Genomic DNA, 23901 nt, shown 5'->3' on the forward strand with positions numbered 1-23901 from the left:
TATCAGACCTTGCCGGCATGACGGCGGTAGGACAGCACAGCGTACGAACCGAACAGCGACAGCCAGCCCGCCAGTACGAGGATGGCACCCGCCGCCGGGGCGTGGCCCTGCGTGACCGACACTCCGAGTTCGGCGATCCCGCGCGTGGGCGTGTACCTGGACAGGGCGCGCAGCCAGTGCGGGAACAGCTCGACGGGGAACCACAGGCCGCCGAGCACCGCGAGCCCCAGATTGCACACCATGTTGACCACGCCCGTGGTCTGCGCGGTCAGCCCGTAGCCGTTGCCCAGGCCGAGCAGCGTGAACGGGATCGAGCCGAGCCACAGCAGCAGCGCCGTCGAAGCCCACTGCCACGCCGAAAGCCGTACGCCGTTGAGCAGGCCGCCCGCCAGCAGCACCGCGCAGATGGCGGGCAGCACGGTCACCGAGGCGGTCAGCGCCCGCCCGGCGACGACCTGGCGCGGGGTCATCGGGGTCAGCCTCAGCTGCCGCAGCCAGCCGACCGTGCGGTCCTCGGCGACCCCGCCGCCGGTGTTGAGGGCCGAGCCGACCGCGCCGTAGGCGGCCATGCCGACCATGGAGGCGGTCCGCCAGCCCTGGTCGGCGCCGTCGCCGAGGTTGGTGAACAGCAGGTACATCATCACCGGCATCGCGATCCCGCCGATCACGAAGCCCGTGTCACGCAGGGTGCGGCGCACCTCCAGCCGCAGGTAGTCGAATATGTCGCGCATCACGCCGCCTCCCATTCGCGCTCCGTGGCCGCACGCGCGCCCGTGAGGGCCAGGAACGCGTCGTCCAGTGAGGCCGGTGCGACCTCCAGTCCGCGCACGGCCCCCATTCCGACCAGGGCGATCACGGTCGCGTCCGGGTCGTCCGTGCGCAGTCGCGCCCGGTCCCCGCGCACCGCCAGCGACCGCACGCCGGGCAGGAGTTCCAGGCCCTCGGTGCCCCGGCCGGCCAGGTCGAAGGCGACCAGGCCGCCGCCCGCCGCCCGCCGCAGTTCCTCGCCGGTGCCGTCGGCGACCAGCCGGCCGTGGTCCAGGACGAGGATCCGGTCGGCGTGGGCGTCGGCCTCCTCCAGGTAGTGCGTGGAGAACAGCACCGTGCGACCGCCGCGCGCGTAGGCCCCCATCGCGTCCCAGAAGGCGTGGCGCGCCTCCACGTCCAGGGCCGCCGTCGGCTCGTCCAGCACCAGCAGCGCGGGGTTGCCCGCCACCGCGACCGCGAACCGCACTCGCTGGGACTGGCCGCCGGAGAGCCGGTCCACCCGCCGTCCGGCCAGGTGGGCGATCCCGGCCAGCTCCAGGGCGCGGGCGACGGACAGCGGCGCGGGGTAGCGGCCGGCCACGAACGTCACCAGCTCGCGGACGGTGACCCGGGGCACCGCCCGCGCCTCCTGGAGCATGGCGCCGACCAGACCGGCGCGCACCGCCCGCTCGGGTGGCCCGCCGAACAGCTCGACCGTGCCCGCGTCGGGCGGGTGCAGGCCGAGCAGCAGCGAGATCGCCGTCGACTTGCCGGCGCCGTTGAGGCCGAGCAGGGCCACCGTCTCGCCCCGCTCGATGGTCAGGTCGACGCCGTCGACGGCGCGCACGGCGCCGAAGGCCTTGACCGCCCGTGTGAAGGACACGGCACGTCCCGTCTGTGTCATGTCTGCGACCTGTGTCATGTCTACGACGGTACGAACTCCCTTGCCGCGCCGGGCAGATGCGCTTGTACGGACTCCGGCAGGACAAATGTCACGGCCGGCGGACCCGCTTCGTGTCCCGCCTGGCGGGGCGTCAGGCTTCTTCACAGCCGAAGAGCGCTGGGCTATACAGGGGAGTGCCAGGAGACTCTGATTCCGGAGACCCATGCCCATCGACGCAGCCCAGGCCCTCGCGGCCGAACCCCGTACCGTTGAGATCTCCTGGACCCCCAGGGACGTCCTGCTCTACCACCTCGGTATCGGCGCGGGCCTGCCGGCCACCGACCCCGGCGAACTGCGCTACACCCTGGAGACGCGTCTGCACGTCCTGCCGAGCTTCGCCACCGTCGCCGGCGGCGGTTCGCCCGGCGTGATCAGAGGCCTGTCCATGCCCGGCGTCGACGTCGACCTCGCCCGCGTCCTGCACGGCGGCCAGTCGCTGACCGTGCACCGCCCCCTCCCCGTGGCGGGCACCGCCACCGCCACCAGCCGCATCGCCGCCGTCCACGACAAGGGCACGGCGGCCGTCCTGCTCATGCGCACCGAGGTCGCCGACGGCGACGGCCCGCTGTGGACCGACGACGCGGAGATCTTCGTCCGGGGCGAGGGCGGCTGGGGCGGCGACCGAGGTCCCTCCACCCGCCCCGCCACGCCGGCCGGCGAGCCGGACCGCACCGTCGAGCGGACGGTCCGCGAGGACCAGGCCCTGCTCTACCGTCTGAGCGGCGACCGCAACCCGCTGCACGCCGACCCGGAGTTCGCCGAGCGTGCCGGCTTCGAGCGGCCCATCCTGCACGGGCTGTGCACCTACGGCATGACCCTCAAGGCGGTCGTCGACACGCTGTTCGGCGGGGACGTGAGCCGCGTAAGGTCCTGCACCACGCGTTTCGCCGGGGTGGTGTACCCGGGCGAGACCCTGCGCATCCGCATGTGGCGGCGGGAGGGCAGGGTCCGAGTGACGGTGGGCGCCGCCGAACGGGAGGACGCGCCGGTGCTGACCGGCACGATCGTCGACCACGGCTGACACGAAACGGCCCCGCCCGTCAACTGACGGGCGGGGCCGTGGCGTTCGACGTGCCGTCAGGCCGCCGATTCGTTCTGCTCCGCAGGCCTGCGGTGGCGGCCGCTGGGTGCGGCCTCACCGTCGCCGGCCGAAACCGGACCCCGGTGCTTTCCGTGACCCGCGGACTCTTCGACGTCGGCGGCGGACGGCTGGGTCGTGCTGGCGTCGCTCATCGGAAGAAATTCACCCCGTCAACAATGATCTTTCGTACAGCCGGGCGAGTCTAACCGGCACACCTCGGGTCGAATCCAGCCGGGCACGCCAACCGGCACTACTTCGTTACAAGCCGTCCCAGCGGCGCCTGTTGAAGCGGAACGGGGCGGGGGGCGGGGCGGGGGCCGTGGGAGGTCGGAGGGCCGGGTTCCGGTGCGAGGGCGGGTGCGGGGGCGGAGTGCGGGCCGGGTACGGATTCGTCTTCCGGTCCGGGGCCGAGGCCGGGGTGGGATCCGGGGACGGGGTCAGTTCCGGGGATGGGGGATCCGGCGTGCGGTGGGGCTTCGTGAGCGGGGTGGGGCCCGGGTCCGGGGCCGATGCGGAATCCGGTTCCGAGTGTGGCGTGGGTTCGGGCTCCGGGTGCGAGGTGCTGCTGCGGGCCGGCTTCGCGCGGGGCGGGGGGCCCGCTCCCGGGCCCGACGGGCGGACCGGCCTCGGGCGTGGCGTAAGAGGCGGCTTCGGGACCGGTGTGCGGGCCGGCTTCGGGACTGGCCTTGGGTGTGGCGTGGGGGCCGGCTTCGGGTGCGGGGTGCGGTCCGATTCCGGGTGTGGCGTAGGGCCTGGGTTCGGTTTGCGGTCCGGGAACGGCGGGTGGTCCGGGTTCGGTTCGTGGTCCGGAGTCCGTCTTCACCCCGCTCGGCGGGTCCACGGCGACGGCGCCTGCCCCGGAGCGTGCCGTGTGCTCTGCCGGCGGTGCGGCGTCGGCGTGCAGGCCGCCCTTGCCGAGTGGCCCGGAGCCGGCGGGTGGGGCGGATCCGGCGGGCGGTCCGGAGTCGGCGGACGGGGCGGATTCGGCTCGCGGTCCGGGCTCGGTTCCGGGCCGTGGTCCGGGTACCGTCGCCCGGTCCGGCGTGTCGGGCGGGGCGGCGACCGGGACGCGTGTCCCCGCCGCCAGTCCCGGTCCCGGCGCCGACTGCCTCGTCGGAGCCGTCCACCGCGCCACACCGCACGGCACCGCGCTCGTGGCGTAGGGCAGACGAAGTACGCCGTCGCCGGTCCACAGTCCGGACCCGGCCAGCCACCCCTCGGGCGCCGGGAGATGACGGACCTGCCGATCGGCGGGCCGCCACACGGCCACCCAGCTGCCGACCTCGCCGTCGCAGCGCAGCGCCACCCCGCACTGCTCGGGGGTGAGCACCTGCCCCGGCTGGATCGCGAACGGCGTCACCACGCAGTCCGGCAACCGGAGGCTCTCCGGGAAACGCACCGGCTGCGTGCTGCCCAGCACGCCCCAGCCCAGCCGTTGCAGGCCGGGGGAGGGGGCGTCCGAGCGGATCAGCAGCAGTCCGCTGTCGGGGTCGGCGAGCAGCAGCCGGTCGTCGCTGCCGGCCGTGATCTGGAGCAGCGGCGACGTCTCGCCGCCGCGCTCCAGGTCCACCACGACCGCCTTGGTGCGCCCACCGGTCTCCCGGTCCAGGGCCAGCATCCGCCCGGCGCGGTCCAGCCAGACCCCGCCCGAGCAGCGGCCCGGCACCTCGGCCAGGTGCTCGGGCCCGAAGGTGCCGCCCACCACCAGCCACACCGCCGAGGACCGCTGGCCCACGGCGAGCGCGTAGGCTCGCTCGCCGCCGGGCGCCGGGGGCAGCAGCCGCAGCCCGGTGCCCTCCGGACACTCGATCGCGCCGAGCGGCAGCTCGCCCGTGCCCGGTCCGGTCGGATAGAGCAGCGAGAAGGTGTGCCGGCCGTCCACCAGCCGCCGGATCAGCACCCGGCCGTCGCCCATCGGCAGCACCTCCGTACCGGGCTCCTCGGGCTGGTTGCCGGGCAGCGGCACCGCGTACGGCTCGGGGCCGTCCAGCGTCCAGCGCTCCGGGTACCAGGAGTCGCCGCTGCGTGTGAGCCGGGCGGCGTAGGCACCGTCCGTCGTGATCGTGCAGCCCGCCCGCGGGGTAGCGTCGTCCTCGCCGGCCGCCGAAGTCTCGACAATGCAGGCTGTCATCGTTCGGTCACCTCCTGCCAGGACGGTAGTTTTCCTACACACACCGGACGGACCGGCGGGCGGCTGCTTCACACATACGGGTGGCCGAAAAACGATTCGCCTGTGGAAACCGAGACCGATGTGCTGGACGGCCTTGGTGCGGACGTGGGGCGACGGCACCGGTTCAGCCGCGGCGAACACCCAGGTAGCCTTGCACCCGTGCCCCGTCTGTCTGAAGTCATCGCCGCGCTGGAGAACCTGTGGGCCGCCGAGCGGGCCGAGTCCTGGGACGCGGTCGGCACCGTCGTGGGCGACCCCGAGCAGGAGGTCGGCCGGGTCCTGTTCGCCGTCGACCCGGTCCAGGAGATCGCCGACGAGGCGGTGAAGCTGGGCGCGGACCTGCTGGTCACCCACCACCCGCTCTACCTGCGCGGTACGACGACCGTGGCGGCCTCCACCTTCAAGGGCCGCGTGGTGCACACCCTGATCAAGAACGACATCGCCCTGCATGTGGCCCACACCAACGCGGACACCGCCGACCCGGGAGTCTCCGACGCGCTGGCCGGGGCACTGGACCTCAGGGTCGTACGCCCGCTGGTGCCGGACGCCACCGACCCGGAGGGACGCCGGGGTCTGGGCCGGGTCTGCGAGCTGGACCACCCGCTGACCCTGCGTGAACTCGCGGCCCGCGCCGCCGAACGGCTGCCCGCCACCGCGCAGGGCATCCGCGTGGCCGGCGACCCGGAGGCGCTCGTCCGCACGGTCGCCGTCAGCGGCGGCTCCGGCGACAGCCTCTTCGACGACGTACGGGCGGCCGGCGTCGACGCCTTCCTCACCGCGGACCTGCGCCACCACCCGGCCTCCGAGTTCATCGCGGACCGCGCCCACAGTCCCCTCGGGCTGCTCGACGCGGCGCACTGGGCCACCGAGTGGCCCTGGTGCGAGCTGGCCGCCGCCCAGCTCGACGAGATCTCCGACCGGTACGGATGGGGCCTGCGCGTCCACGTCTCCAAGACGGTCACCGACCCCTGGACCGCCCACGCGGCGTCCGCCACCCTTCCGAAGAGCGCTTCGCGCGCCCCTTCCCCTACTTCCTCTACTAGCTAACGGGAGCCCCCAACTGAACGCCGCGCCCGCCGACCAGATCCGACTCCTCGACGTCCAGGCCCTCGACGTCCGCCTCCAGCAACTGGCCCACAAGCGGAAGTCGCTGCCCGAGCACGCCGAGATCGAGTCGCTGAACCGGGACCTCACGCAGCTGCGCGACCTGCTGGTCGCCGCGCAGACCGAGGAGAGCGACTGCGCCCGCGAGCAGACCAAGGCCGAGCAGGACGTGGACCAGGTGCGCAAGCGCGCCGTCCGTGACCAGCAGCGCCTCGACTCCGGCGCGATCACCTCGCCCAAGGACCTGTCGAACCTCCAGCACGAGATCGTGTCTCTCGCCAAGCGGCAGGGCGACCTGGAGGACGTCGTCCTGGAGGTCATGGAGCGCCGCGAGTCCGCGCAGGAGCGGGTCACCGAGCTGACCGGGCGCGTCGCCTCCGTCCAGGCGAAGGCCGACGACGCGACCGCGCGCCGTCACGCGGCCTTCGAGGAGATCGACGGCGAGGTGGCGTCCGTGACGAAGGAGCGTGAGGTCGTCGCCGGCGCCGTACCCGCGGACCTGCTGAAGCTCTACGACAAGCTGCGCGAGCAGCAGGGCGGCATCGGCGCGGCCAAGCTGTACCAGCGCACCTGCCAGGGCTGCCGGCAGGAGCTCGCCATCACCGAGCTGAGCGAGATCCGCGCCGCCGCCCCCGACACGGTCGTACGCTGCGAGAACTGCCGCCGCATCCTGGTGCGCACCGCCGAGTCCGGTCTGTAGACCGGTCTCCGGTCGGGTCGGTGGTCGCGTCTGCAGACGGTCGGTAAGGAGCGAGCGGCGTGCGGGAGTTCATCGTCGAGGCCGACGGCGGGTCGCGGGGCAATCCGGGGCCCGCGGGCTACGGCGCGGTGGTGCTCGACGCGGCGACGGGGGAGACCCTGGCGGAACACGCGGAGTACCTGGGCGTGGCCACGAACAACGTGGCCGAGTACCGGGGCCTGCTGGCCGGCCTGCGCGCCGCGCACGCCCTGGACCCGTCGGCGGCCGTGCACGTCCGCATGGACTCCAAGCTCGTCGTCGAGCAGATGTCGGGCCGCTGGAAGGTCAAGCACCCCGACCTGAAGCCGCTCGCGACGGCGGCGGCCCGGGAGTTCCCGGCCGGCCGGGTCACCTACGAGTGGATCCCCCGCGAGCGCAACAAGCACGCCGACCGCCTGGCCAACGACGCGATGGACGCGGGCGCCCGCGGCGAGCAGTGGTCCGGTCCGTCCCTGGACGCGCTGGGCGGCCCGAGCGGTGGCCCGGTCCCCGGCACCGGTACGGACGCCTCGTCGATCTCCGGGGGTCCCGCTTCCGCCGGCACCGGCGCGGGCGCCGACGTCCGGGCTGCGCGTGCCGCCGCCGCTGGTGGCGGGGCGGCTTCCGGTGCCGGTGGAGGCCCGGGGCCCGCCGGGGCGGTCGCCACACCCGGCTGGGCGCCCGCCGATCTCGGTGCGCCCGCCACCTTCGTGCTGCTGCGGCACGGGGAGACGCCGCTGACGCCGCAGAAGCGTTTCTCGGGCAGTGGCGGCACCGATCCGTCGCTGTCCGGCGTGGGCCGCGAACAGGCCGAGAAGGTCGCGGCGGCGCTCGCCCGGCGCGGCACCGTCCAGGCCGTCGTGTCCTCGCCGCTCGCCCGCACCCGCGAGACCGCCGGTGTCGTCGCCGCCCGCCTCGGTCTCGACGTGACCGTGGAGGAAGGGCTGCGCGAGACCGACTTCGGTGCCTGGGAGGGGCTCACGTTCGGCGAGGTGCGCGAGCGCTACCCGGACGACCTGAACGCCTGGCTGGCCTCCCCGGACGCCGAACCCACCGGCGGCGGCGAGAGTTTCGCGGCCACCGCGGTCCGGATCGCCGCCACCCGGGACAAGCTGGTCGCCGCTCACGCCGGCCGCACGGTGCTGCTCGTCACGCACGTGACGCCGATCAAGACGTTCGTCCAACTGGCCCTCGGCGCACCGCCGGAGTCCCTGTTCCGCATGGAGCTCTCGGCGGCGTCCCTCTCGGCGGTGGCGTACTACGCGGACGGCAACGCGAGCGTCCGCCTGTTCAACGACACGTCCCACCTGCGCTGACCGCCACGGCCGCATGGGCCCGGCCACTCGACCCCGGCCCCGCCCCCGGAGGCCGGCGGCGACCCCGTGGACGACTCCGGCACCATGCCGCGCCCACGACCGCGTCCGGCACCGCATAGGCGATCGTCCGGGGCGCGTTCGCGTCGAGCGCGGCCTCACGTCCGCGGTGTCGCCCCGATCGCGCGGGCGGCCCTCCGGCCACCGGCGCCTGTGCCCCGGCGGTACGGCGCCGGTTGGATCCCCGTGTCAGTGGATCTCCGTCACCACCACGTCCAGTGCCCACGGCCGCCCCGCCCTGCCCGGCGGCACCGCCTCCACCACGTACCCGAGGTCCCGCAGCGCCTCCACCAGTCCGGCCGGGTCCTTCGGGGCGGCCCCCTCGGTCAGCAGGGCGCGCACGATCCGGCCCTTCGTGGCCTTGTTGAAGTGGCTGACCACGGACCGCTTCTCCAGCCCGTCCACGATCTGGGAGTGCAGCACCCGCACGGTCGCCGTCCGGCCCGCGACCTCGCCCTTCGGCTTCCACGCCGCCGCGTACGCCGAGGACCGCAGGTCCAGCACCAGACCGTCACCGGCCGCCTCGGGCAGCACCGAGGCCATCGGCGTACGCCAGAACGCGCCCAGCGCGCCCGGCCCGGGCAGCTTCACACCCATCGAGCAGCGGTAGGAGGGGATCCGGTCGGTCACCCGCACCGCACCCCACAGCCCGGAGAAGACCAGCAGCGAACGTGCGGCGCGCCGCTTGGCCGACGGGTCGAGGGAGGCCAGGTCCAGGGCGTCGTAGAGCACACCGGTGTAGATCTCCCCGGCGGGCCGCGTCCCCGCCGTGCGCAGCCCGGCGTTCTTGGCGACCTCGCCGCGCAGGCCCTCGCTCAGCCCGAGCACCTCGCGTGCCTTCTCCTCGTCCCCGGTGCACAACTCCACCAGCTCCGTCAGCACCGTCTCGCGGGCGGTGGCCAGCCCCGGCAGCGACAGCGACTCGGGCCTCAGCGGGGCGCCGCGGCCGGCGGCGGCCTTGCCTTCGGACGGGGGCAGCAGCACAAGCACGGGGGTTGCTCCTTCGGGTAGCGCTCCGCGACAGCGTACGGCGTGCCGCCCGTGCGCCTCCGCCCTACGCTCGCTGTATGCCCCGCCGCCCGCTCCGCGTCACCGGCGCCCCCGAAGGACCCCTGAGGGCCGCCCTCGCCGCACTGCGCACCACGCTCGGCGTGCCCGGAGGCTTCCCGCCCGCGGTGCTCGCCGAGGCGGAACGGGCCGCACGGGACCCCGCCCTCCCCCTGCACGACGCCACCGACATCCCGTTCTTCACCCTCGACCCGCCCGGCTCCGCCGACCCCGACGGGACCGGCCTCGACCGGGCGACGCACCTGTCCCGCCGGGGCGGCGGCTACCGCGTCCGCTGTGCCGTCGCCGACGTGGCCGCCTTCGTCGTACCGTCGGGCGCCGTGGACGCCGAGACGCACCGGCGGGCAAGCACCCTGTACCTCCCCGACGGCCCGGTCCCGCTGCACCCGGCCGTCCTGGGCCTGGGAGCCGCGAGCCTGCTGCCCGGGCAGACCCGGCCCGCCGTGCTGTGGACGGTCGACCTGGACGCGGAGGGCCGCACGCGGGCCGTCGACGTCCGCCGCGCCCTGGTCCGCAGCCGGGCACAGCTGGACCGCACCGGGGTGCAGAAGGAGATCGACGCCGGGACCGCCGACGAACCGGTCGCGCTGCTCCAGGACGTGGGGCGGCTGCGGGAGCGGCTGGAGGCCGAGCGCGGAGGCATCTCGCTCGTGGTGCCCGAGCTGGAGGTCGTGGAGCATCCGGCGGACGTGCCCGGGGGGCGCGCGTACGAGCAGGCGTACCACGCCCCGCTCCCGGCCGACCGGTGGAACGCCCAGCTCTCCCTGCTCACCGGCATGGCCGCCGCCGAACTGATGCTGGCCCACGGCACCGGCGTGCTGCGCACCCTGCCGGCCGCCCCCGACGGCGCGGTCGGCCGGCTGCGGCGCAGCGCGCAGGCCCTGCGCGTCGACTGGCCGCACCACGTGTCGTACGCCGCCCTGCTGCGCACCCTCGACGCGGACCGGCCGCGGCACGCGGCCTTCCTGCGGGAGTGCGCGACCCTGCTGAGCGGCGCCGGCTACACCGTCTTCCGGGACGGCGGGCTCCCGGCGATCACCACGCACGCCGCCGTCGCGGCGCCCTACGCGCACTGCACGGCACCCCTGAGCCGTCTCGCCGACCGGTACGCCACCGAGATCTGCCTGGCCGCCGCGGCCGGCCGGGACGTGCCCGAGTGGGTGCTCGCCGCGCTGGACGCGCTGCCGGAACGGATGGCCGAGGGCGCCCGGCGCGCGGCCGCCGTGGAGCGGGAGTGCCTGGACGTGGTGGAGGCCGCGCTGCTGAAGGACCGCGTCGGCGAACTCTTCGACGGCTGTGTGATCGACGTCGACGAGCACCGCCCCACCGCCGGCACCGTCCACGTGGAGTCCCCGGCCGTCGTCGCCCGCGTCGAGGACGGCACCGCACCGCTGCCCCTGGGCGAACGGCTCCGGCTCCGGCTCACCCGGGCCGACCCGTCCGCCCCACCGCCGGCAAGGGTGAGCTTCACCCCCGCGTGAGCGCCCGCACGAGCACACCGTCCTCGGCGTGGAACCGCACGAGCCGTACCCGCCTGCGCCTGCCGAGGAGGAAGACGTGCTCGACCGGCGCGGTCAGTTCGATGGTGACGGAGGTCTGCGGAACCGACGGGGTGCGGACCGTCTGCGCATACGGCACGCCGTGCACGCGGATCTGCGCATCCCGCTGGACCGGATCGCGTCCGTGCGCCACGAGACGCGCGCGACGCACGAGCGGGCCGAGGGCGAGCGGACGTCCCTCCCAGAGGATCCGCGGGGCCTGCCGGATCGCCTCGGCCTGGATGGTGTTCCTGTGCCACGATCGAGGGAAGGTTCCCGATCTCTTGAAAAGGTGATCTTGGAATGTCCCAGTCTGGTGAGCGACCGAAGGAGGGGCGTGACATGACTGCCGTGGCTTGAGCCCACCACGCCGGCTGAGGGCCTGCTGGAGATCTTCCTGTCCCTCGACACCCCGGAGGGTTTCCGGGCCGAACTGATCGAGGGGGAGATCGTCGTGACGCCGCCGCCGGACGGGGAGCACGAGAAGTACATCAGCCGGATCGTGAGGCAAGTGATCAAGCGGTCCAGGATCGACATGGACTTCTCGGGGAAAAAGGGGCTGAAACTGACGAAGGGCGGCGGGTGCCCGAAGAACCACGCGGTCCCGGACGTCACGTTCGCTGCCCTGAACCTTGATCTCTTCGGGGGCGCCGACTGCTGGATGCCCTGCGACGGCCTTGCCATGGTGCTGGAGGTGACGTCCACCAAGCCGGAGGCCGACCGCGAGGCCAAGCGCCGCTGCTACGCGCGCGAGGGCATCGCCCTCTACCTGCTCGTCGATCGCGAAGCCTCCATGGTCACGCTGTTCAGCGAGCCGGAGAAGGACGACTATCTACGGCTGCTCAAGCGTTCATTCGGCGATCCTCTGTCTCTCCCCGAGCCCTTCGCCTTCGACCTGGACACCGCGGACTTCCTCTGACCAGGCCGGAAGCGGCGCGGTCCGTGCGACCGGTACCATGGTGCGTACGGCAGACGAGCCGGGCGGACGGCCGCGTGGAGCCCCTGGGGCTTCCCGAGGAACGTCCGGGCTCCACAGGGCAGGGTGGTGGCTAACGGCCACCCGGGGTGACCCGCGGGACAGTGCCACAGAAAGCAGACCGCCGGGGATCTCGGTCCTCGGTAAGGGTGAAACGGTGGTGTAAGAGACCACCAGTGCCCAGGGTGACCTGGGCAGCTAGGTAAACCCCACTCGGAGCAAGGTCAAAAGGGGCCGCTGTAAAAGGCGCGCTCTGCGCGGACGTTCGAGGGCTGCCCGCCCGAGTCCGCGGGTGGACCGCACGAGGCCGGCGGCAACGCCGGCCCTAGATGGATGGCCGTCGCCCCGGGCTCCGCGAGGAACCCGGGGAACAGAACCCGGCGTACAGCCCGACTCGTCTGCCGCTCCACCTCCCCCGGGGCGTGCCGTTCTGCCGCCGGCCGGGGTTCCTCTCGGTCGCCGTTCCCTCAGCTGTCGCTGTCCCTGTCGTCGCAGTCTTCGCCGTCACCGTCGGGTGTCCCAACAGTCTTGGATGTTGGGTGTGTTCGGCTTCGGCTTCCGTGTGGTTGGCTGGAAAGCGGCTGCTGGTGTGCGGAGTTGACGTCTTCGGGACGTTCATATTCGCAATTTTGACACTTCGTCAACACATTTGGCAGCCTGTGCTTGTGCGTCAGTCCGGTTGAGGTGGTGCCAACTCCCTTATCATGACCGGTCGTTCAGCCGGTCGGTTCGCGACGAACTTGCGTCGTTGGCGGACTGCGCAGCTAGTCAGATCTTCTCGCGCAGAAGGATGGCTAGCATGACCAGTACCCGGTCGGAAGATCGTCATCCTCTTGGCGACCCCCTTTCCGGCCTGCGGCCGCCGAGTGTCGGCTGCCCCGTTTCTTCTGATCTCATGGACCGAGGGACCGCGGAATGTCAGTGCCTGCACCGCCCAGTCAGCACCGGTCGGCGAAGGCGCCGCACACCTCGTCGACCGCGCCCCTGGCCGTGCTGGTGGTGAGCGCCGCGGCCGGCGGTGCGGCCGTCGCCCTGGCGCCGTCCGGCGCCCGCACCTGGGCGCTGACCGTGGCGGCGGTCGCCTGGGTGTGTGTCGCCGCAGTCGTCCTCGTCAGCCACCGGCTCGTCCGCCGGGCCCGGCGCACGGCCGCCGTGCAGGCCGCCGAGACCGGCCGTCTCAAGGCGCAGTCGGCGCAGCTGTCGGCTGAGACCGCGCACCTGGTCAACGTGACGCTGCCCACCGTGGCCAAGCGGCTGCGGGACGGCACGAGCGCGGCCGACGCGGTGGGCGACGCGACGCCACCGTCCGACCCGCAGCTGGGACGGATCGTGCACACCTTCGCCGACGCCGTCGAGGAGGGCGTACAGCACGCGGCCGCCCTGGACGGCGAGCGCCGGCAGGCCCGGCACGAGCTGAACGAGGCGGCAGCCGCGCTGGAACGGCTGGCGCGGGAGACGCTGCCCTCCGCGGTCGCCCGGCTGCGCGAGGGCCAGTCCGCCGACACGGTGCTCGCCGAACTCGACCTGCCGCGGCTGCTCATGGTCCGCACCCCGACCGAGTCGTTCATCCGCGAACTCGCCCACAGCGAGCGGCGCGCCGCCGCGGCACAGGCCGCCTCCGCCAAGGCGCTCAGCCGCGTCCAGGCCAAGTCCGTCAGCATGCTCGCCGACCTGCGGGAGATGCAGGAACGGCACGGCGAGGAGGTCTTCGGCGACCTGCTGAAGCTGGACCACAGCACCTCCCAGCTCGGCCTGATGACCGACCGGCTGGCGCTGCTCATGGGCGGCCGGTCCAGCCGCGCCTGGAACAAGCCGATCGTGATGGAGAGCATTCTGCGCGGCGCCGTCGGCCGTATCGCCGCCTACCAGCGGGTACGCCTGCACTGCTCCACCACCGCCGCGATCTCCGGCTTCGCCGCCGAGGGCGTCATGCATCTGCTCGCCGAGCTGATGGACAACGCCGCGAACTTCTCCCCGCCCATCGACGAAGTGCACGTCTACGTCGAGGACCGCAGCGCCGGCATGGTCGTCACCATCGAGGACAGCGGCCTGAAGATGGCCGACGCGGCGATGCGCCGCGCCGAGGAGGCGGTGTCCGGTCACATGACCGACCTCGCCTCGCTCCAGGGCACCCGGCTCGGCCTCGCCGTGGTCGGACGGCTCGCGGGGAAGTACGGCATCAGCGTCAACTACCGCCCCTCGTCGCGCGGCGGCACCGGCGTCGTCGTCCTGCTGCCACCGCAACTGCTCGCCCAGCAGCGCGAGTCGGTGTCGCGTGAGGCCACCGGCCGCCCCGCCGCGGGCACCGCGCCCACGCCCGGCCCCGTTCCGGCCGTGGCGCCCGCCCCGGCCCCGGCAACCGAGGCCACCTCGCGCCCCGACGTCCCGGAGCGGTCCGCCGCCCGGCCGGAGCCGCCCGAACAGGGGCAGCCCCGAAGCGCCACCGGCTCCACGCTGAACGGCCTGCCCGTCCGCGCCCCCGGCCGCACCATGGCCGAGGCGGAACGGGAGCGCGAGCAGCGCCGGTCGGCGTCCGACGCGGCATCCGGGGCGGCGTCCGGGACAGAGGACGGAGTCGGCCCGGAGCAGCGTCCGGCACGCGACGCCGGTTCACGGTTCGGCGCCTTCCACCGCGGGCGCCGGTCCGCGGGCGGCACCGCCGGACCGGATGCCCGGCCCGGGTCCGCGCCGCCGGCCGCCCCGTAGCCGCCCCTTCCCGTACGGCGCCCGGGGCGTCGGCGCCCACTTCCCGCTCGAATTCCTGAGATTGGAGGAACGGGCCGGTGACCGGTCAACCGGGCACCACCGTCCCATCACCCATCATGCAGACCACCGACAACAGCCTGACCTGGCTCCTCAAGAGCCTCCTGGAGCGCACCCCCGGCACCCGGCACGCTCTCGCCCTGTCCCGCGACGGCCTCAAGCTCTGCTGGACCGAACACCTGGCACTCGACCAGGCCGACCAACTCGCGGCCATCTGCTCCGGCATCCAGGCCCTCGCCCAAGGCGCGTCCATGGAGTTCGGCGACGGCACCGGCGGCGTCCGGCAGTCCATGACCGAGTTCCACGGCGGCCTGCTGTTCATAGTGGAGGCCGGCGAGGGGGCGCATCTGGCCGTCCTCGCCGAGGAGGACGCCGACCCCGGCGTGGTGGGCCACCAGATGTCGGAGCTGGTGGAGCAGATCGGCGAACACCTGCGCGCCGAGCCCCGAGAGCCCGTTCCGGGGAGTGCCGCGTCGTGATGCGCAAGCCCGTGGACACCGGTGACCCCGACCGGCTCTACACGGTCACGGCCGGCCGGAGCCGCGCCGACGAGTCCTTCGACCTGGTCACCCTCATCGTCAGTGAGTGCCGGCCCACCGCGGGAATGCAGTCGGAGCACGCCCGGATCCTGGAGCTGTGCCAACACCCCACGGCCGTCGTCGAGATCGCCGCGGAGCTGAAGCTGCCGATCACGGTGGTGCGGATCCTGCTCGGCGACCTGCTCGACACGGGCCGCATCACCGCCCGCCACCCGCGTGCGGCGCGGTCCGTCGCCTCCCTCCCCGATTCCGCCCTTCTCAAGGAGGTGCTCCATGGGCTCCGCAACCTCTGAGCTGCCCTCCCACCGCACGCCACTGGACGACGCGGCGGAGACCGGCCTGAAGATCGTCATCGTGGGCGGTTTCGGTGTCGGCAAGACGACCCTGGTCCGCTCGGTGAGCGAGATCCGGCCGCTGAACACCGAGGAGGTGATGACGCAGGCCGGCGTGGGCGTCGACGAGACCAGCGCGGTCGCGACGAAGACGACCACGACGGTGGCGTTCGACTTCGGGCGGATCAGCCTCAACGAGCGCATGGTGCTGTACCTGTTCGGTGCGCCGGGCCAGGAGCGCTTCTGGTTCCTGTGGGACAGGCTGTTCTCCGGGACGCTGGGCGCCGTGGTGCTCGTGGACACGCGCCGGATGAACGACTCCTGGTACGCGATCGACCGGCTGGAGCACCACAAGACGCCGTTCGTGGTGGCCGTCAACCGGTTCGACGACGACACCAGCCGGTACTCCCTGGAGGAGATCCGCCAGGCGCTCGCGCTGCCCGAGCACGTGCCGATGCTCGACTGCGACGCGCGGGTCCGGCAGTCCGGCAAGGACGTGCTGGTCACCCTCGTGGACCACCTGTACGAACTGGCCATGGCCCAGGAGGCGACAACGTGACCGACCCCTCTTCCGCGCAACCGGCTCCGCCGGGCTGCCCCGCCCACCACGCCGACGCGGTGCGCCTGGCGGGCCTCGAGTACCAGCAGACGCCGGCGCAGCTGTACCGCGCGCTGCGCCGCGAGCACGGTGCGGTCGCGCCGGTGCTGCTCGACGGGGACATCCCGGCCTGGCTGGTGCTCGGCTACTCCGAGGTCACCTACGTGACCAGCCACGACGAGCTGTTCGCCCGGGACTCCCGGCGCTGGAACCAGTGGGAGAACATCCCGGCGGACTGGCCGCTGATGCCGTACGTCGGATACCAGCCGTCGGTGCTGTTCACCGAGGGCGACGAGCACCGGCGGCGGGCCGGGGTGATCACGGAGGCGCTGGAGGGCGTCGACCAGTTCGAGCTGGCCCGCAACTGCCAGTTGATCGCCGACCGGCTCATCGCCGATTTCGCGGGCAGCGGCCAGGCGGAGCTGATGACCGGTTACGCGCATGCCCTGCCGATGCGGGCCGTGGTGCAGATGTGCGGGATGCCGACCTCGGGTGAGGACACCCGGCAGCTCGTCGAGGACCTGCGGATCTCGCTGGACGCCGCGGAGGGCGACGACCCGGTGGCGGCGTACGGGCGCGTGGGCGAGCGGCTGCGGCAGCTGGTGAAGGACAAGCGGGTCAGCCCCGGTCCGGACGTCACCTCGCGCATGCTGCTGCATCCGGCGGGGCTGACGGACGAGGAGATCGTCCAGGACCTGATCTCGGTGATCGCCGCGGCGCAGCAGCCGACGGCGAACTGGATCTGCAACACGCTGCGGCTGCTGCTGACGGACGAGCGGTTCGCCGTGAACGTGTCGGGCGGCCGGCTCAGCGTGGGCGAGGCGCTCAACGAGGCGCTGTGGCTGGACACGCCGACGCAGAACTTCATCGGGCGCTGGGCCGTTCGGGACACCCAGCTGGGCGGGCGGCAGATCCGGGCGGGCGACTGCCTGGTGCTGGGGCTGGCCGCGGCCAACACCGATCCGCAGATCTGGCCCGATTCCCACGTGGGCGCGGAGAACGCCGCGCACCTGTCGTTCAGCAACGGCGAGCACCGCTGCCCCTATCCGGCACCGCTGCTGGCGGACGTGATGGCGCGGACGGCGGTCGAGACGCTGCTGGAGCGGCTGCCCGACCTGGTGCTGTCGGTGGAACCCGAGGAGCTGTCCTGGCGCCCGTCGATCTGGATGCGGGGGCTGACGGCGCTGCCGGTGCAGTTCACGCCGGTGGTGCAGTAGGCGGGCGCCTGCGGTGGTGCAGCAGGGCGGGCGCCCGGTGGTGCCGTGGGGCGGGCGCCCGGCAGCGCGGTGGACGGGCGCCCGGTGACGCGGCGGCGCGGGCGGGCACATGGGCCCCTGGACAGGGGCCCATCACCTCGGCGGTGGTGCCGGTCGGGCGGTCAGGCGGTCACGGGCGTGAACCGCACCGGCAGGCGCTGCGGGCCACGGGTGAAGACGCCCTCCTCCACCGGGTCGAAGCCGTCGGCCAGGCGCATGTCGGGCATGGCGTCCAGCAGCTGGCTGACGCCGATCTCGACCTCGGCCTTGGCGAGCAGCGCCCCCACGCAGAAGTGCCGGCCGAGCGCGAAGGCGAGGTGGTCGGCGGCGGCGGAGAACGCGGTCGTGGTGGTGAGGTCGTCGCGGAAGATGTCGAAACGGTCGGGGTCGCGGTAGCGGCTCTCGTCGCGGTTGGCGGCGCCTATCAGGCAGGTGACGGTGACGCCCGCGGGTATGGTCCCGCCGCTGAGCTTCACCTCGGTCGCGGACTGCCGCATGATCATGTGGACGGGCGGGGTGTAGCGCAGGGTCTCGGCGAAGGCCCGCGGGATCAGGTCGCGGTCCGCGCGGACCGCGGCGAGCTGGTCGGGGTGGAGCAGCAGGTTCGCGAAGATGCTGGCGATCGCCTTGTCGGTGGTCTCGCCGCCGGCGGCGAGCAGCAGGCTGCAGAACGCCTTGATGTCCTCGTCGCTCATCCGCACGCCGTCGACCTCGGCGGCGCACAGCGTGGACAGCAGGTCGTCGCCCAGGTTCTCACGGCGCTCGCGGATGATCGGCAGCATGTACTCGGCGAACTCGACACGGGTCCGCTCGCCCGCGGCGGCCACCTCGGGGTCGCCCGAGAGGTTGCCGAGGAAGGCGATGACGGACGTGTACCAGCGGTGGAAGCGCGCGTGGTCGGCCTTGTCGAGGCCCAGCATGTCGGCGATCACGTTGACCGGGAAGCGGGTGGCGTAGTCGTTGACCAGGTCGGCGGAGCCGGAGTTCCGGAAGGCGTCGATCAGTTCGCGCGAGTTGCGCTCGATGACGGGCAGGAACTTCTCCTGGAGGTCGGCGCCGCGGAAGGCGGGGGCCACGAGGGCGCGGCGCACGGCGTGCTCACGACCGCTGAGCTGGAGGATCGTCTTGCCGTGCACGGGCTCGATCTGCCAGTCGTAGTTGTCGGTGGTGAACTCGCCGCTCTTGTCCTTGAAGACGCGCTCGACGTCCTCGTAGCGCGAGATGATGTAGCTCTGCGTGGCCTCGTGCCAGATGAGGGGCGCGGTGTCGCGCATCAGACGGTACGCCGGGTAGGGGTCAGCGGCGAACTCGGGCGAGAGGATGTCGGGCACCTGCTGCGCGGTGGACATGGGGCTCCCTCAAGGTCAGTGACTGGCTTACGCCACAAGGTAATTGATCAACCATCAACCAAGACAGCCCCCACCGCCTCACCGGCCGCCCCACGAACACCCGTTGGCCGAAAACCATGCCGTGAACCTGGCCAAAGCGACCGGGTCGAGGCGTTACGGCAGCTCGACCGGGCCGTACGGGGCGACGGACCGCCGGGTCCGCAACGCCCAGTACCGGTCTCCGTACGACCAGTGCCACCATTCGGTCGGGTAGTTGACCAGCCCGGCCGCGGACAGCGCGGCTCCGAGGACGGCCCGGTTCGTCCTGGCCGGGACCCCGATGTCAGGGGCGTCGGTGTAGCAGGCGCCATTGGACTCCTCCGGACTGGCGTTCATCCGTGTGCCCAGGTCCAGTTCGCGACCCAGGTGGTCGACGAGCGTCACATCGACGGCGGCTCCGGCGGAGTGCGGCGCGATCTCGGGAGGCGAGACGTAACGGCTGGCCGCCTCGCGTATCCGCGCGGCCGTCCAGTCCGGATGCGCGCGCGACAGCTCGTCCGAGTACTCCTCGAAGTAGCGCCTCTGCAGGGCCGGCGGCCGGTATCCCTCCACGAACAGCAGGCGTACCCCGGTGGGCAGCGACGACTGCGCGTGCAGCAGCCGGGTGAGAACCCCGCGCCGTACGTGGGCACAGGCTCCGGCCGCGTCGAGCCTGCGGGCGTCGACCTCGATCGCGTGGGCACGGACATCGGCGAGTTCCTCGCCGCACTCCCGGACGGGGATCGCCGCCACCTTCCGGTCGGACATCAGCACGATGCTCACTCGTCTCTCCGATCCCGGGTACGGGGCAGGGGCCGATCGTGGAGTGAAAAGCTTCTCAATTGCCCGACGTCACACGGCCTTTGGGCATGCGTGTTTCGGCCGGTTCGGGAAGCCCGCTGTCGCGCTGTGTGTCGCAGTCGGCCGGCGGGCCGGTCATGCCCCGGTCGAGGTGCCGGCGCAGGGTGAGGGCGTCGTCCGCCAGGACGGTGAGCAGGGTGGCGGTGGGGGTGAGGCGCATGACGGCCGTGTCGGCGCCGGTGGAGGTGGGGTCGGCCGGGCGGGTGTCGGGCGGGCTGTCGGGGGTGATCACGAGCAGGGTGCCCAGGGCTCGGTGGCCGCCGGTCACGGCTGGGCCGTGCCAGCCCGGGACGTCGGGGCCGACGGCGAATTCCTGGTCGTGGAGGGGACGGCCGGCGAGGGTCACCCGTAGGCGCTGGTGGACCGCGCCCGGGGACTCGCCGTGGCGGCCCAGGAGCAGTTCCTCGCGGGCGAGCAGGCGAGCGCCCGGCTCCAGGTCGATGCGCGTCGTGGCGTGGTGGTCGCAGCGGCCGGCGGCGATGACCGGTTCGGGCAGCCAGACCAGGGTGCCGGCCGGCGCGACCCGCAGGTGGGTCTCGGTGCGTGAGGGACGGCCGTGCGGCCCCGGCAGCACCAGGGTCGCCGCCACGCTGCGTACGACGAGCGCCGCGCCCGCCGCGACCTCGACGTCCAGCCGCAGGTGGTCGCCGCCGATCGGGCCCGCGGCCGCGGCGGCCAGCGCCACGTGGGCGGCGCCGTGCGGGTTCCACCGGCCCGTCGGCTCGACGGCGGCGGTGGGGCGCAGGACCAGTGGCGCGTCGGAGCGGAGCCGGCTGATCCGGGTCCTGACCTGGCCGGACCGGTCCCGGTCCGCCGTCACCTCGAGGCGGGCGTGGGCGCGCATCACCGGGCGGGAACGCCGAGGCACTGCCGCACCCACGCGGCGACGTCGGCCGCGGTGGGGTCCCGGACCAGGGAGGTGAACAGCACGGGCAGGTCACCGCGCTTGGCGCGGGCGTCGCGGTCCATGACGGCGAGGTCCGCGCCGACCTGCGGCGCCAGATCCGTCTTGTTGATGACCAGCAGGTCGGCCGAGGTGACACCCGGGCCGCCCTTGCGGGGCACCTTGTCCCCGCCGGCGACGTCGATGACGAAGATCTGGTGGTGGACCAGTCCGCGGCTGAACGTGGCGGTGAGGTTGTCCCCGCCGCTCTCCAGGAGGACGAGGTCGAGCGGCGGAAGGGTCGCCTCCAGCTCCTCCACGGCTTCGAGGTTGGCGGAGATGTCGTCCCGGATCGCCGTGTGCGGGCACGCCCCGGTCTCGACGGCCCGGACCCGTTCGGCGGCCAGTACGCCGTTGCGCAGCAGGAAGTCGGCGTCCTCGGTGGTGTAGATGTCGTTGGTGACCACCGCCAGGGAGAGTTCCGGGGCCAGTGTGCGGCACAGCGCCGCGACCAGTGCGGTCTTGCCGGAGCCGACCGGGCCGCCGATGCCGATGCGCAGTGCCCGGCCGGGGCGGCGGGGCAGGGCTCCCGTCCCGCGCCCGCCGGTGTGCGGGTGATCGTGGGAGTGGGCGGGTCGTGGTGTGGGGTCAGGACGCAAAGAGACGCACCTCCCAGGCGGCGTGGTGTTCGGCACGGATGTCGAGGAGAGGTCCCGCGCGGGACGGCAGCGCATCGGGTGCCGTGTGCGCGTGGCGCGCCGCCTCGGCGGCGACGGCGGCGATCCGTGGTCCCAGCCGGGCGACCGTGGCGTGGACCGCGAACGGGTCGAGCCCGAGCAGCCGCACGGCGGCCGTCGCCGGGGTGAGTACCGCGTCGTGGGCGGCGGCCAGCGCGGCGGCGTCCGGACCCAGGCCCGCCGCCGCGGCCACCGCGCCCAGGGCCACCGGCTGATGGAGGCCGTGCCGGGGCGCGGCGCTCAGTTCGTCCAGGCGGGGGTGGGGCCAGATCGCACGGCCCGCTCGCAGCAGTTGGCGTCCCAGGCGGCGGGAGGCGGTCCGCAGCGCCGGTGACGGGGTCCTCGCGGCGAACTCGCGGTCCAGCGTCTCCAGCGCCTCCACCACCTCGGTGGCCCGGCGGCCCGTACCGCCGAAGACGGCACACGCCGCAGCCGTGAACGCGGCGGTCACCACGCCGGTCGTCGTCAGACGTCCCCGCAGGAACTCCTCCAGCGCGGGCAGGTCGTCCACGCCGTCCAGGGCCGCCGCCGCCTCCAGACCGCCGGAATGGGCGTGCCCGCCGGAGGGGAAGCGGCCGTCGGCGAGCAGCAGCAGCGCCGGCGGCGTCGCCTGCGGCTGCCGGTCCTGGGATTCCTGGGATTCCTGGACGTTCATCGGAGGGGGTGGTGGCGGGGGGTCAGAAGAGGAAGTAGCGCTGGGCCATCGGCACTTCGGCCGCGGGCTCGTGCTCGATCAGCTCGCCGTCGACCCGCACGCTGTACGTGTCGGCGTCGACCTCGATGCGTGGCGTGGCGGTGTTCTCCGGAAGGTCCCGTTTGCCGCGGCCGCGTACGTTCTCCACGGCCACGAGCCGCCGGCGCAGCCCCAGGCGGTCGGCGAGCCCGTCCTCGACGGCCGCCGGCGCGACGAAGGCGACGCCGCTCGCGGCGGCCGCCGGGGTGCCCACGTTGTAGCCCAGCCGGTTCAGCACCGGTTGGGGAGTGGGGATCGACGCGTTCGGGTCGCCGAGGGCGGCGCTGGCGGCCATGCCGGCCTTGAACACGACCGTGGGCCGGACCCCGAACAGGGCCGGCTGCCACAGCACCAGGTCAGCCAGCTTGCCGGGCTCGACGGAACCGATCTCGCGTTCGAGGCCGTGGGCCACCGCCGGGCAGATCGTGTACTTGGCGACGTAGCGGCGGGCCCGCTGGTTGTCGGCCCGGCCGTCGCCGGGCAGTGAGCCGCGCAGCTCCTTCATCCGGTGGGCGGTCTGCCACGTCCGCGTTACGACCTCCGCGACCCGGCCCATCGCCTGCGCGTCCGACGACATGATCGAGAGCGCTCCGAGGTCGTGCAGCACGTCCTCCGCGGCGATGGTCGTGGGACGTACCCGGCTCTCGGCGAACGCGAGGTCGTTGGGCACCTGCGGGTTGAGGTGGTGGGCCACCATCACCATGTCCAGCGCCTCGGCCACCGTGTTGACGGTGAACGGGCGGGTGGGGTTGGTCGAGGCGGGCAGTACGTTCGGCTCGCCGGCGATCCGGATGATGTCCGGCGCGTGGCCGCCGCCCGCGCCCTCGGTGTGGTACGCGTGGAACGTCCGGCCGCCCGCGGCGGCGAGCAGATCCTCCACGAAACCCGCCTCGTTGAGGGTGTCGCTGTGGATTGCGACCTGCACCCCGGCCTGGTCGGCCACGGTCAGCGCGGTGTCGACCGCGGCCGGGGTGGCGCCCCAGTCCTCGTGCACCTTGAACCCGCCCGCACCGCCGCGCAGTTGCTCCCAAAGGGCCTCGGGGGACACGGTGTTGCCGCGGGCCAGGAACAGCACGTTCAGCGGCCAGGGCTCGCAGGCCTCCAGCATCCGCCGCAGCCACCAGGCGCCCGGCGTGGCCAGGGTCGCCTTCGACCCCTCGGTCGGCCCCGTGCCGCCGCCGACGAACGTGGTGGTGCCCGCCGCGAGGGCTTCCTCGAACATGTCCGGGCCGACGAAGTGCACATGGGTGTCGATCGTGCCCGCCGTCAGGATCAGCCCGTTGCCGGCCGCGATCTCCGTGGAGGGGCCGATGACGAGGCCGGGGTGGACCCCGTCCATGGTGTCGGGGTTGCCCGCCTTGCCCAGCGCCACGATCCGGCCGTCCCGGACGCCGACGTCGGCCTTGACCACTCCCCAGTGGTCCAGGACCACCGCGCCGGTGATGACCAGGTCCGGTGTTCCCTCGCCGCGGGTGGCCCGCGACTGGCCCATGGACTCCCGTACGGATTTGCCGCCGCCGAAGACGGCCTCGTCACCGCCGCCGCAGAGGTCCCGTTCGACCTCGATGAACAAGTTGGTGTCGGCCAGGCGGACACGGTCCCCGGTGGTCGGGCCGAACGAGGCGCCGTACTCCCGCCGGCTGATCTCAGCCATCGAGTTCACCTCCGCACAGACCCCGCAGTCCGGCCACGATCCGCCGGCCTCCGATCGGGACCAGCTCCACCTCCTCGATCGCGCCGGGTTCGAAACGCACCGAGCCGCCCGAGAGCACATTGAGCCGGCGCCCCCACGCGGCCTCGCGGTCGAACTCCAGCGCGGCGTTGACCTCCGCGAAATGGAAGTGCGAACCGACCTGGACGGGGCGGTCGCCGGTGTTCTCCACCCGCAGCCGGGTGACCTCCTTGCCGGCGTTGATCACGACCGGGTCGTCGCCGTAGAGCACTTCGCCCGGGATCAGGGGCTCGTCGGCCTCCGGCTGTTCCCCTGTGTAGTGCCGCCGGGCCGCCTGCCGTGACCCGGTTCCGCCCCGTCGGGGCGGACTCGGGCTGCCGACGCCGCTGGAGGGGTGGATCACCGAGCCGTGCTGGTCCTGCCTGCCGGGGTCGTCGCTGGG

Annotated in this window: 22 protein-coding genes, 1 other RNA gene and 1 pseudogene; 12 read left to right on the forward strand and 12 right to left on the reverse strand. The window is 73.3% G+C overall.

Translation table 11 applies throughout. The features are described from left to right. Positions 1–2: 2 nt before the first annotated feature. Positions 3–722, reverse strand: a complete 720-nt coding sequence (locus ACWC91_RS10730; protein WP_225075298.1) for an ABC transporter permease — start codon at positions 720–722, stop codon at positions 3–5. Positions 723–730: 8 nt separating this feature from the next. After that, positions 731–1669 carry an ABC transporter ATP-binding protein gene (locus tag ACWC91_RS10735; protein WP_450640655.1) on the reverse strand — a complete coding sequence of 313 codons (939 nt, stop codon included), beginning with the start codon at positions 1667–1669 and terminating at the stop codon, positions 731–733. A gap of 184 nt (positions 1670–1853) precedes the next feature. On the opposite strand from ACWC91_RS10735, the gene ACWC91_RS10740 reads away from it, so the two are divergent. Further along, a complete protein-coding gene (locus tag ACWC91_RS10740; RefSeq protein ID WP_376500530.1) occupies positions 1854–2711 on the forward strand; it encodes a MaoC/PaaZ C-terminal domain-containing protein in 858 nt (285 codons plus the stop codon). Positions 2712–3812: 1101 nt separating this feature from the next. On the opposite strand, the pseudogene ACWC91_RS10745 reads toward ACWC91_RS10740, so the two are convergent. After that, positions 3813–4902 (reverse strand): annotated as a pseudogene (locus tag ACWC91_RS10745) (hypothetical protein); the annotation flags it as partial. A gap of 198 nt (positions 4903–5100) precedes the next feature. On the opposite strand from ACWC91_RS10745, the gene ACWC91_RS10750 reads away from it, so the two are divergent. Genes ACWC91_RS10750 through ACWC91_RS10760 form a run of 3 tightly spaced genes read left to right on the forward strand, consistent with a single transcriptional unit; the run spans position 5101 to position 8079 of the window. After that, on the forward strand, positions 5101–5988 hold the full coding sequence (locus tag ACWC91_RS10750; RefSeq protein WP_450640654.1) for a Nif3-like dinuclear metal center hexameric protein: 888 nt from the start codon (positions 5101–5103) through the stop codon (positions 5986–5988). 13 nt (positions 5989–6001) lie between these two features. Further along, positions 6002–6745, forward strand: coding sequence for a zinc ribbon domain-containing protein (locus tag ACWC91_RS10755; protein ID WP_308043008.1), 744 nt, complete (start codon positions 6002–6004; stop codon positions 6743–6745). 59 nt (positions 6746–6804) lie between these two features. Then, entirely contained in the window at positions 6805–8079 is a 1275-nt protein-coding gene (locus ACWC91_RS10760; protein ID WP_450640652.1) for a bifunctional RNase H/acid phosphatase, read from the forward strand. Positions 8080–8325: 246 nt separating this feature from the next. Here ACWC91_RS10760 and yaaA read toward each other — a convergent pair whose 3' ends face one another. Next, positions 8326–9126: a peroxide stress protein YaaA gene (gene yaaA, locus ACWC91_RS10765; RefSeq protein WP_450640650.1), complete on the reverse strand. Its 801-nt coding sequence runs from the start codon at positions 9124–9126 to the stop codon at positions 8326–8328. Positions 9127–9203: 77 nt separating this feature from the next. Between yaaA and ACWC91_RS10770 the strand changes: the two genes are divergently transcribed. Further along, a complete protein-coding gene (locus ACWC91_RS10770; protein ID WP_281154904.1) occupies positions 9204–10685 on the forward strand; it encodes an RNB domain-containing ribonuclease in 1482 nt (493 codons plus the stop codon). Here the strand turns inward: ACWC91_RS10770 and ACWC91_RS10775 are convergent. Then, positions 10672–10914: a hypothetical protein gene (locus ACWC91_RS10775; protein ID WP_225075325.1), complete on the reverse strand. Its 243-nt coding sequence runs from the start codon at positions 10912–10914 to the stop codon at positions 10672–10674. The genes ACWC91_RS10770 and ACWC91_RS10775 overlap by 14 nt on opposite strands. Positions 10915–11088: 174 nt before the next feature. On the opposite strand from ACWC91_RS10775, the gene ACWC91_RS10780 reads away from it, so the two are divergent. From ACWC91_RS10780 to ACWC91_RS10810, 7 genes are all read left to right on the forward strand, one after another. Next, on the forward strand, positions 11089–11661 hold the full coding sequence (locus ACWC91_RS10780; RefSeq protein WP_450640684.1) for a Uma2 family endonuclease: 573 nt from the start codon (positions 11089–11091) through the stop codon (positions 11659–11661). A gap of 54 nt (positions 11662–11715) precedes the next feature. Beyond that, an RNA gene (gene rnpB / locus ACWC91_RS10785) (RNase P RNA component class A) lies at positions 11716–12119 on the forward strand. Positions 12120–12633: 514 nt separating this feature from the next. Next, positions 12634–14424 (forward strand): sensor histidine kinase, encoded by a 1791-nt coding sequence (locus tag ACWC91_RS10790; protein ID WP_225074452.1) that lies wholly within the window; start codon positions 12634–12636, stop codon positions 14422–14424. A gap of 116 nt (positions 14425–14540) precedes the next feature. Further along, positions 14541–14960, forward strand: coding sequence for a roadblock/LC7 domain-containing protein (locus ACWC91_RS10795; RefSeq protein ID WP_225074451.1), 420 nt, complete (start codon positions 14541–14543; stop codon positions 14958–14960). Further along, entirely contained in the window at positions 14957–15313 is a 357-nt protein-coding gene (locus ACWC91_RS10800; RefSeq protein ID WP_141361373.1) for a DUF742 domain-containing protein, read from the forward strand. Before ACWC91_RS10795 ends, ACWC91_RS10800 begins: the two co-directional genes overlap by 4 nt. After that, the gene (locus ACWC91_RS10805) at positions 15294–15911 is read left to right on the forward strand and encodes a GTP-binding protein (RefSeq protein ID WP_450640647.1); all 618 of its coding nucleotides are present in this window, start codon (positions 15294–15296) and stop codon (positions 15909–15911) included. Before ACWC91_RS10800 ends, ACWC91_RS10805 begins: the two co-directional genes overlap by 20 nt. Next, positions 15908–17167 (forward strand): cytochrome P450, encoded by a 1260-nt coding sequence (locus ACWC91_RS10810; protein WP_450640645.1) that lies wholly within the window; start codon positions 15908–15910, stop codon positions 17165–17167. Before ACWC91_RS10805 ends, ACWC91_RS10810 begins: the two co-directional genes overlap by 4 nt. A 161-nt stretch (positions 17168–17328) precedes the next feature. Here the strand turns inward: ACWC91_RS10810 and ACWC91_RS10815 are convergent, their stop codons facing one another. The 7 genes from ACWC91_RS10815 to ACWC91_RS10845 all read right to left on the reverse strand — a co-directional run bounded on the left by ACWC91_RS10815 (position 17329) and on the right by ACWC91_RS10845 (position 23745). Then, a complete protein-coding gene (locus ACWC91_RS10815; RefSeq protein WP_376500536.1) occupies positions 17329–18555 on the reverse strand; it encodes a cytochrome P450 in 1227 nt (408 codons plus the stop codon). A gap of 153 nt (positions 18556–18708) precedes the next feature. Further along, positions 18709–19341 (reverse strand): M15 family metallopeptidase, encoded by a 633-nt coding sequence (locus tag ACWC91_RS10820; RefSeq protein WP_225074446.1) that lies wholly within the window; start codon positions 19339–19341, stop codon positions 18709–18711. A 70-nt stretch (positions 19342–19411) separates the two neighbouring features. Next, entirely contained in the window at positions 19412–20302 is an 891-nt protein-coding gene (locus ACWC91_RS10825; protein WP_450642991.1) for an urease accessory protein UreD, read from the reverse strand. Continuing rightward, entirely contained in the window at positions 20278–20976 is a 699-nt protein-coding gene (gene ureG, locus ACWC91_RS10830; protein WP_374113883.1) for an urease accessory protein UreG, read from the reverse strand. The genes ACWC91_RS10825 and ureG overlap by 25 nt, the downstream gene beginning before the upstream one ends. After that, positions 20966–21709, reverse strand: a complete 744-nt coding sequence (locus ACWC91_RS10835) for an urease accessory protein UreF (protein WP_450642993.1) — start codon at positions 21707–21709, stop codon at positions 20966–20968. Before ACWC91_RS10835 ends, ureG begins: the two co-directional genes overlap by 11 nt. Positions 21710–21731: 22 nt before the next feature. After that, a complete protein-coding gene (locus ACWC91_RS10840) occupies positions 21732–23441 on the reverse strand; it encodes an urease subunit alpha (protein ID WP_281156224.1) in 1710 nt (569 codons plus the stop codon). Beyond that, positions 23434–23745: an urease subunit beta gene (locus ACWC91_RS10845; RefSeq protein ID WP_376546156.1), complete on the reverse strand. Its 312-nt coding sequence runs from the start codon at positions 23743–23745 to the stop codon at positions 23434–23436. Before ACWC91_RS10845 ends, ACWC91_RS10840 begins: the two co-directional genes overlap by 8 nt. Between the last annotated feature and the right edge of the window lie 156 nt (positions 23746–23901).

This window comes from Streptomyces sp. NPDC001204, from assembly GCF_053598035.1.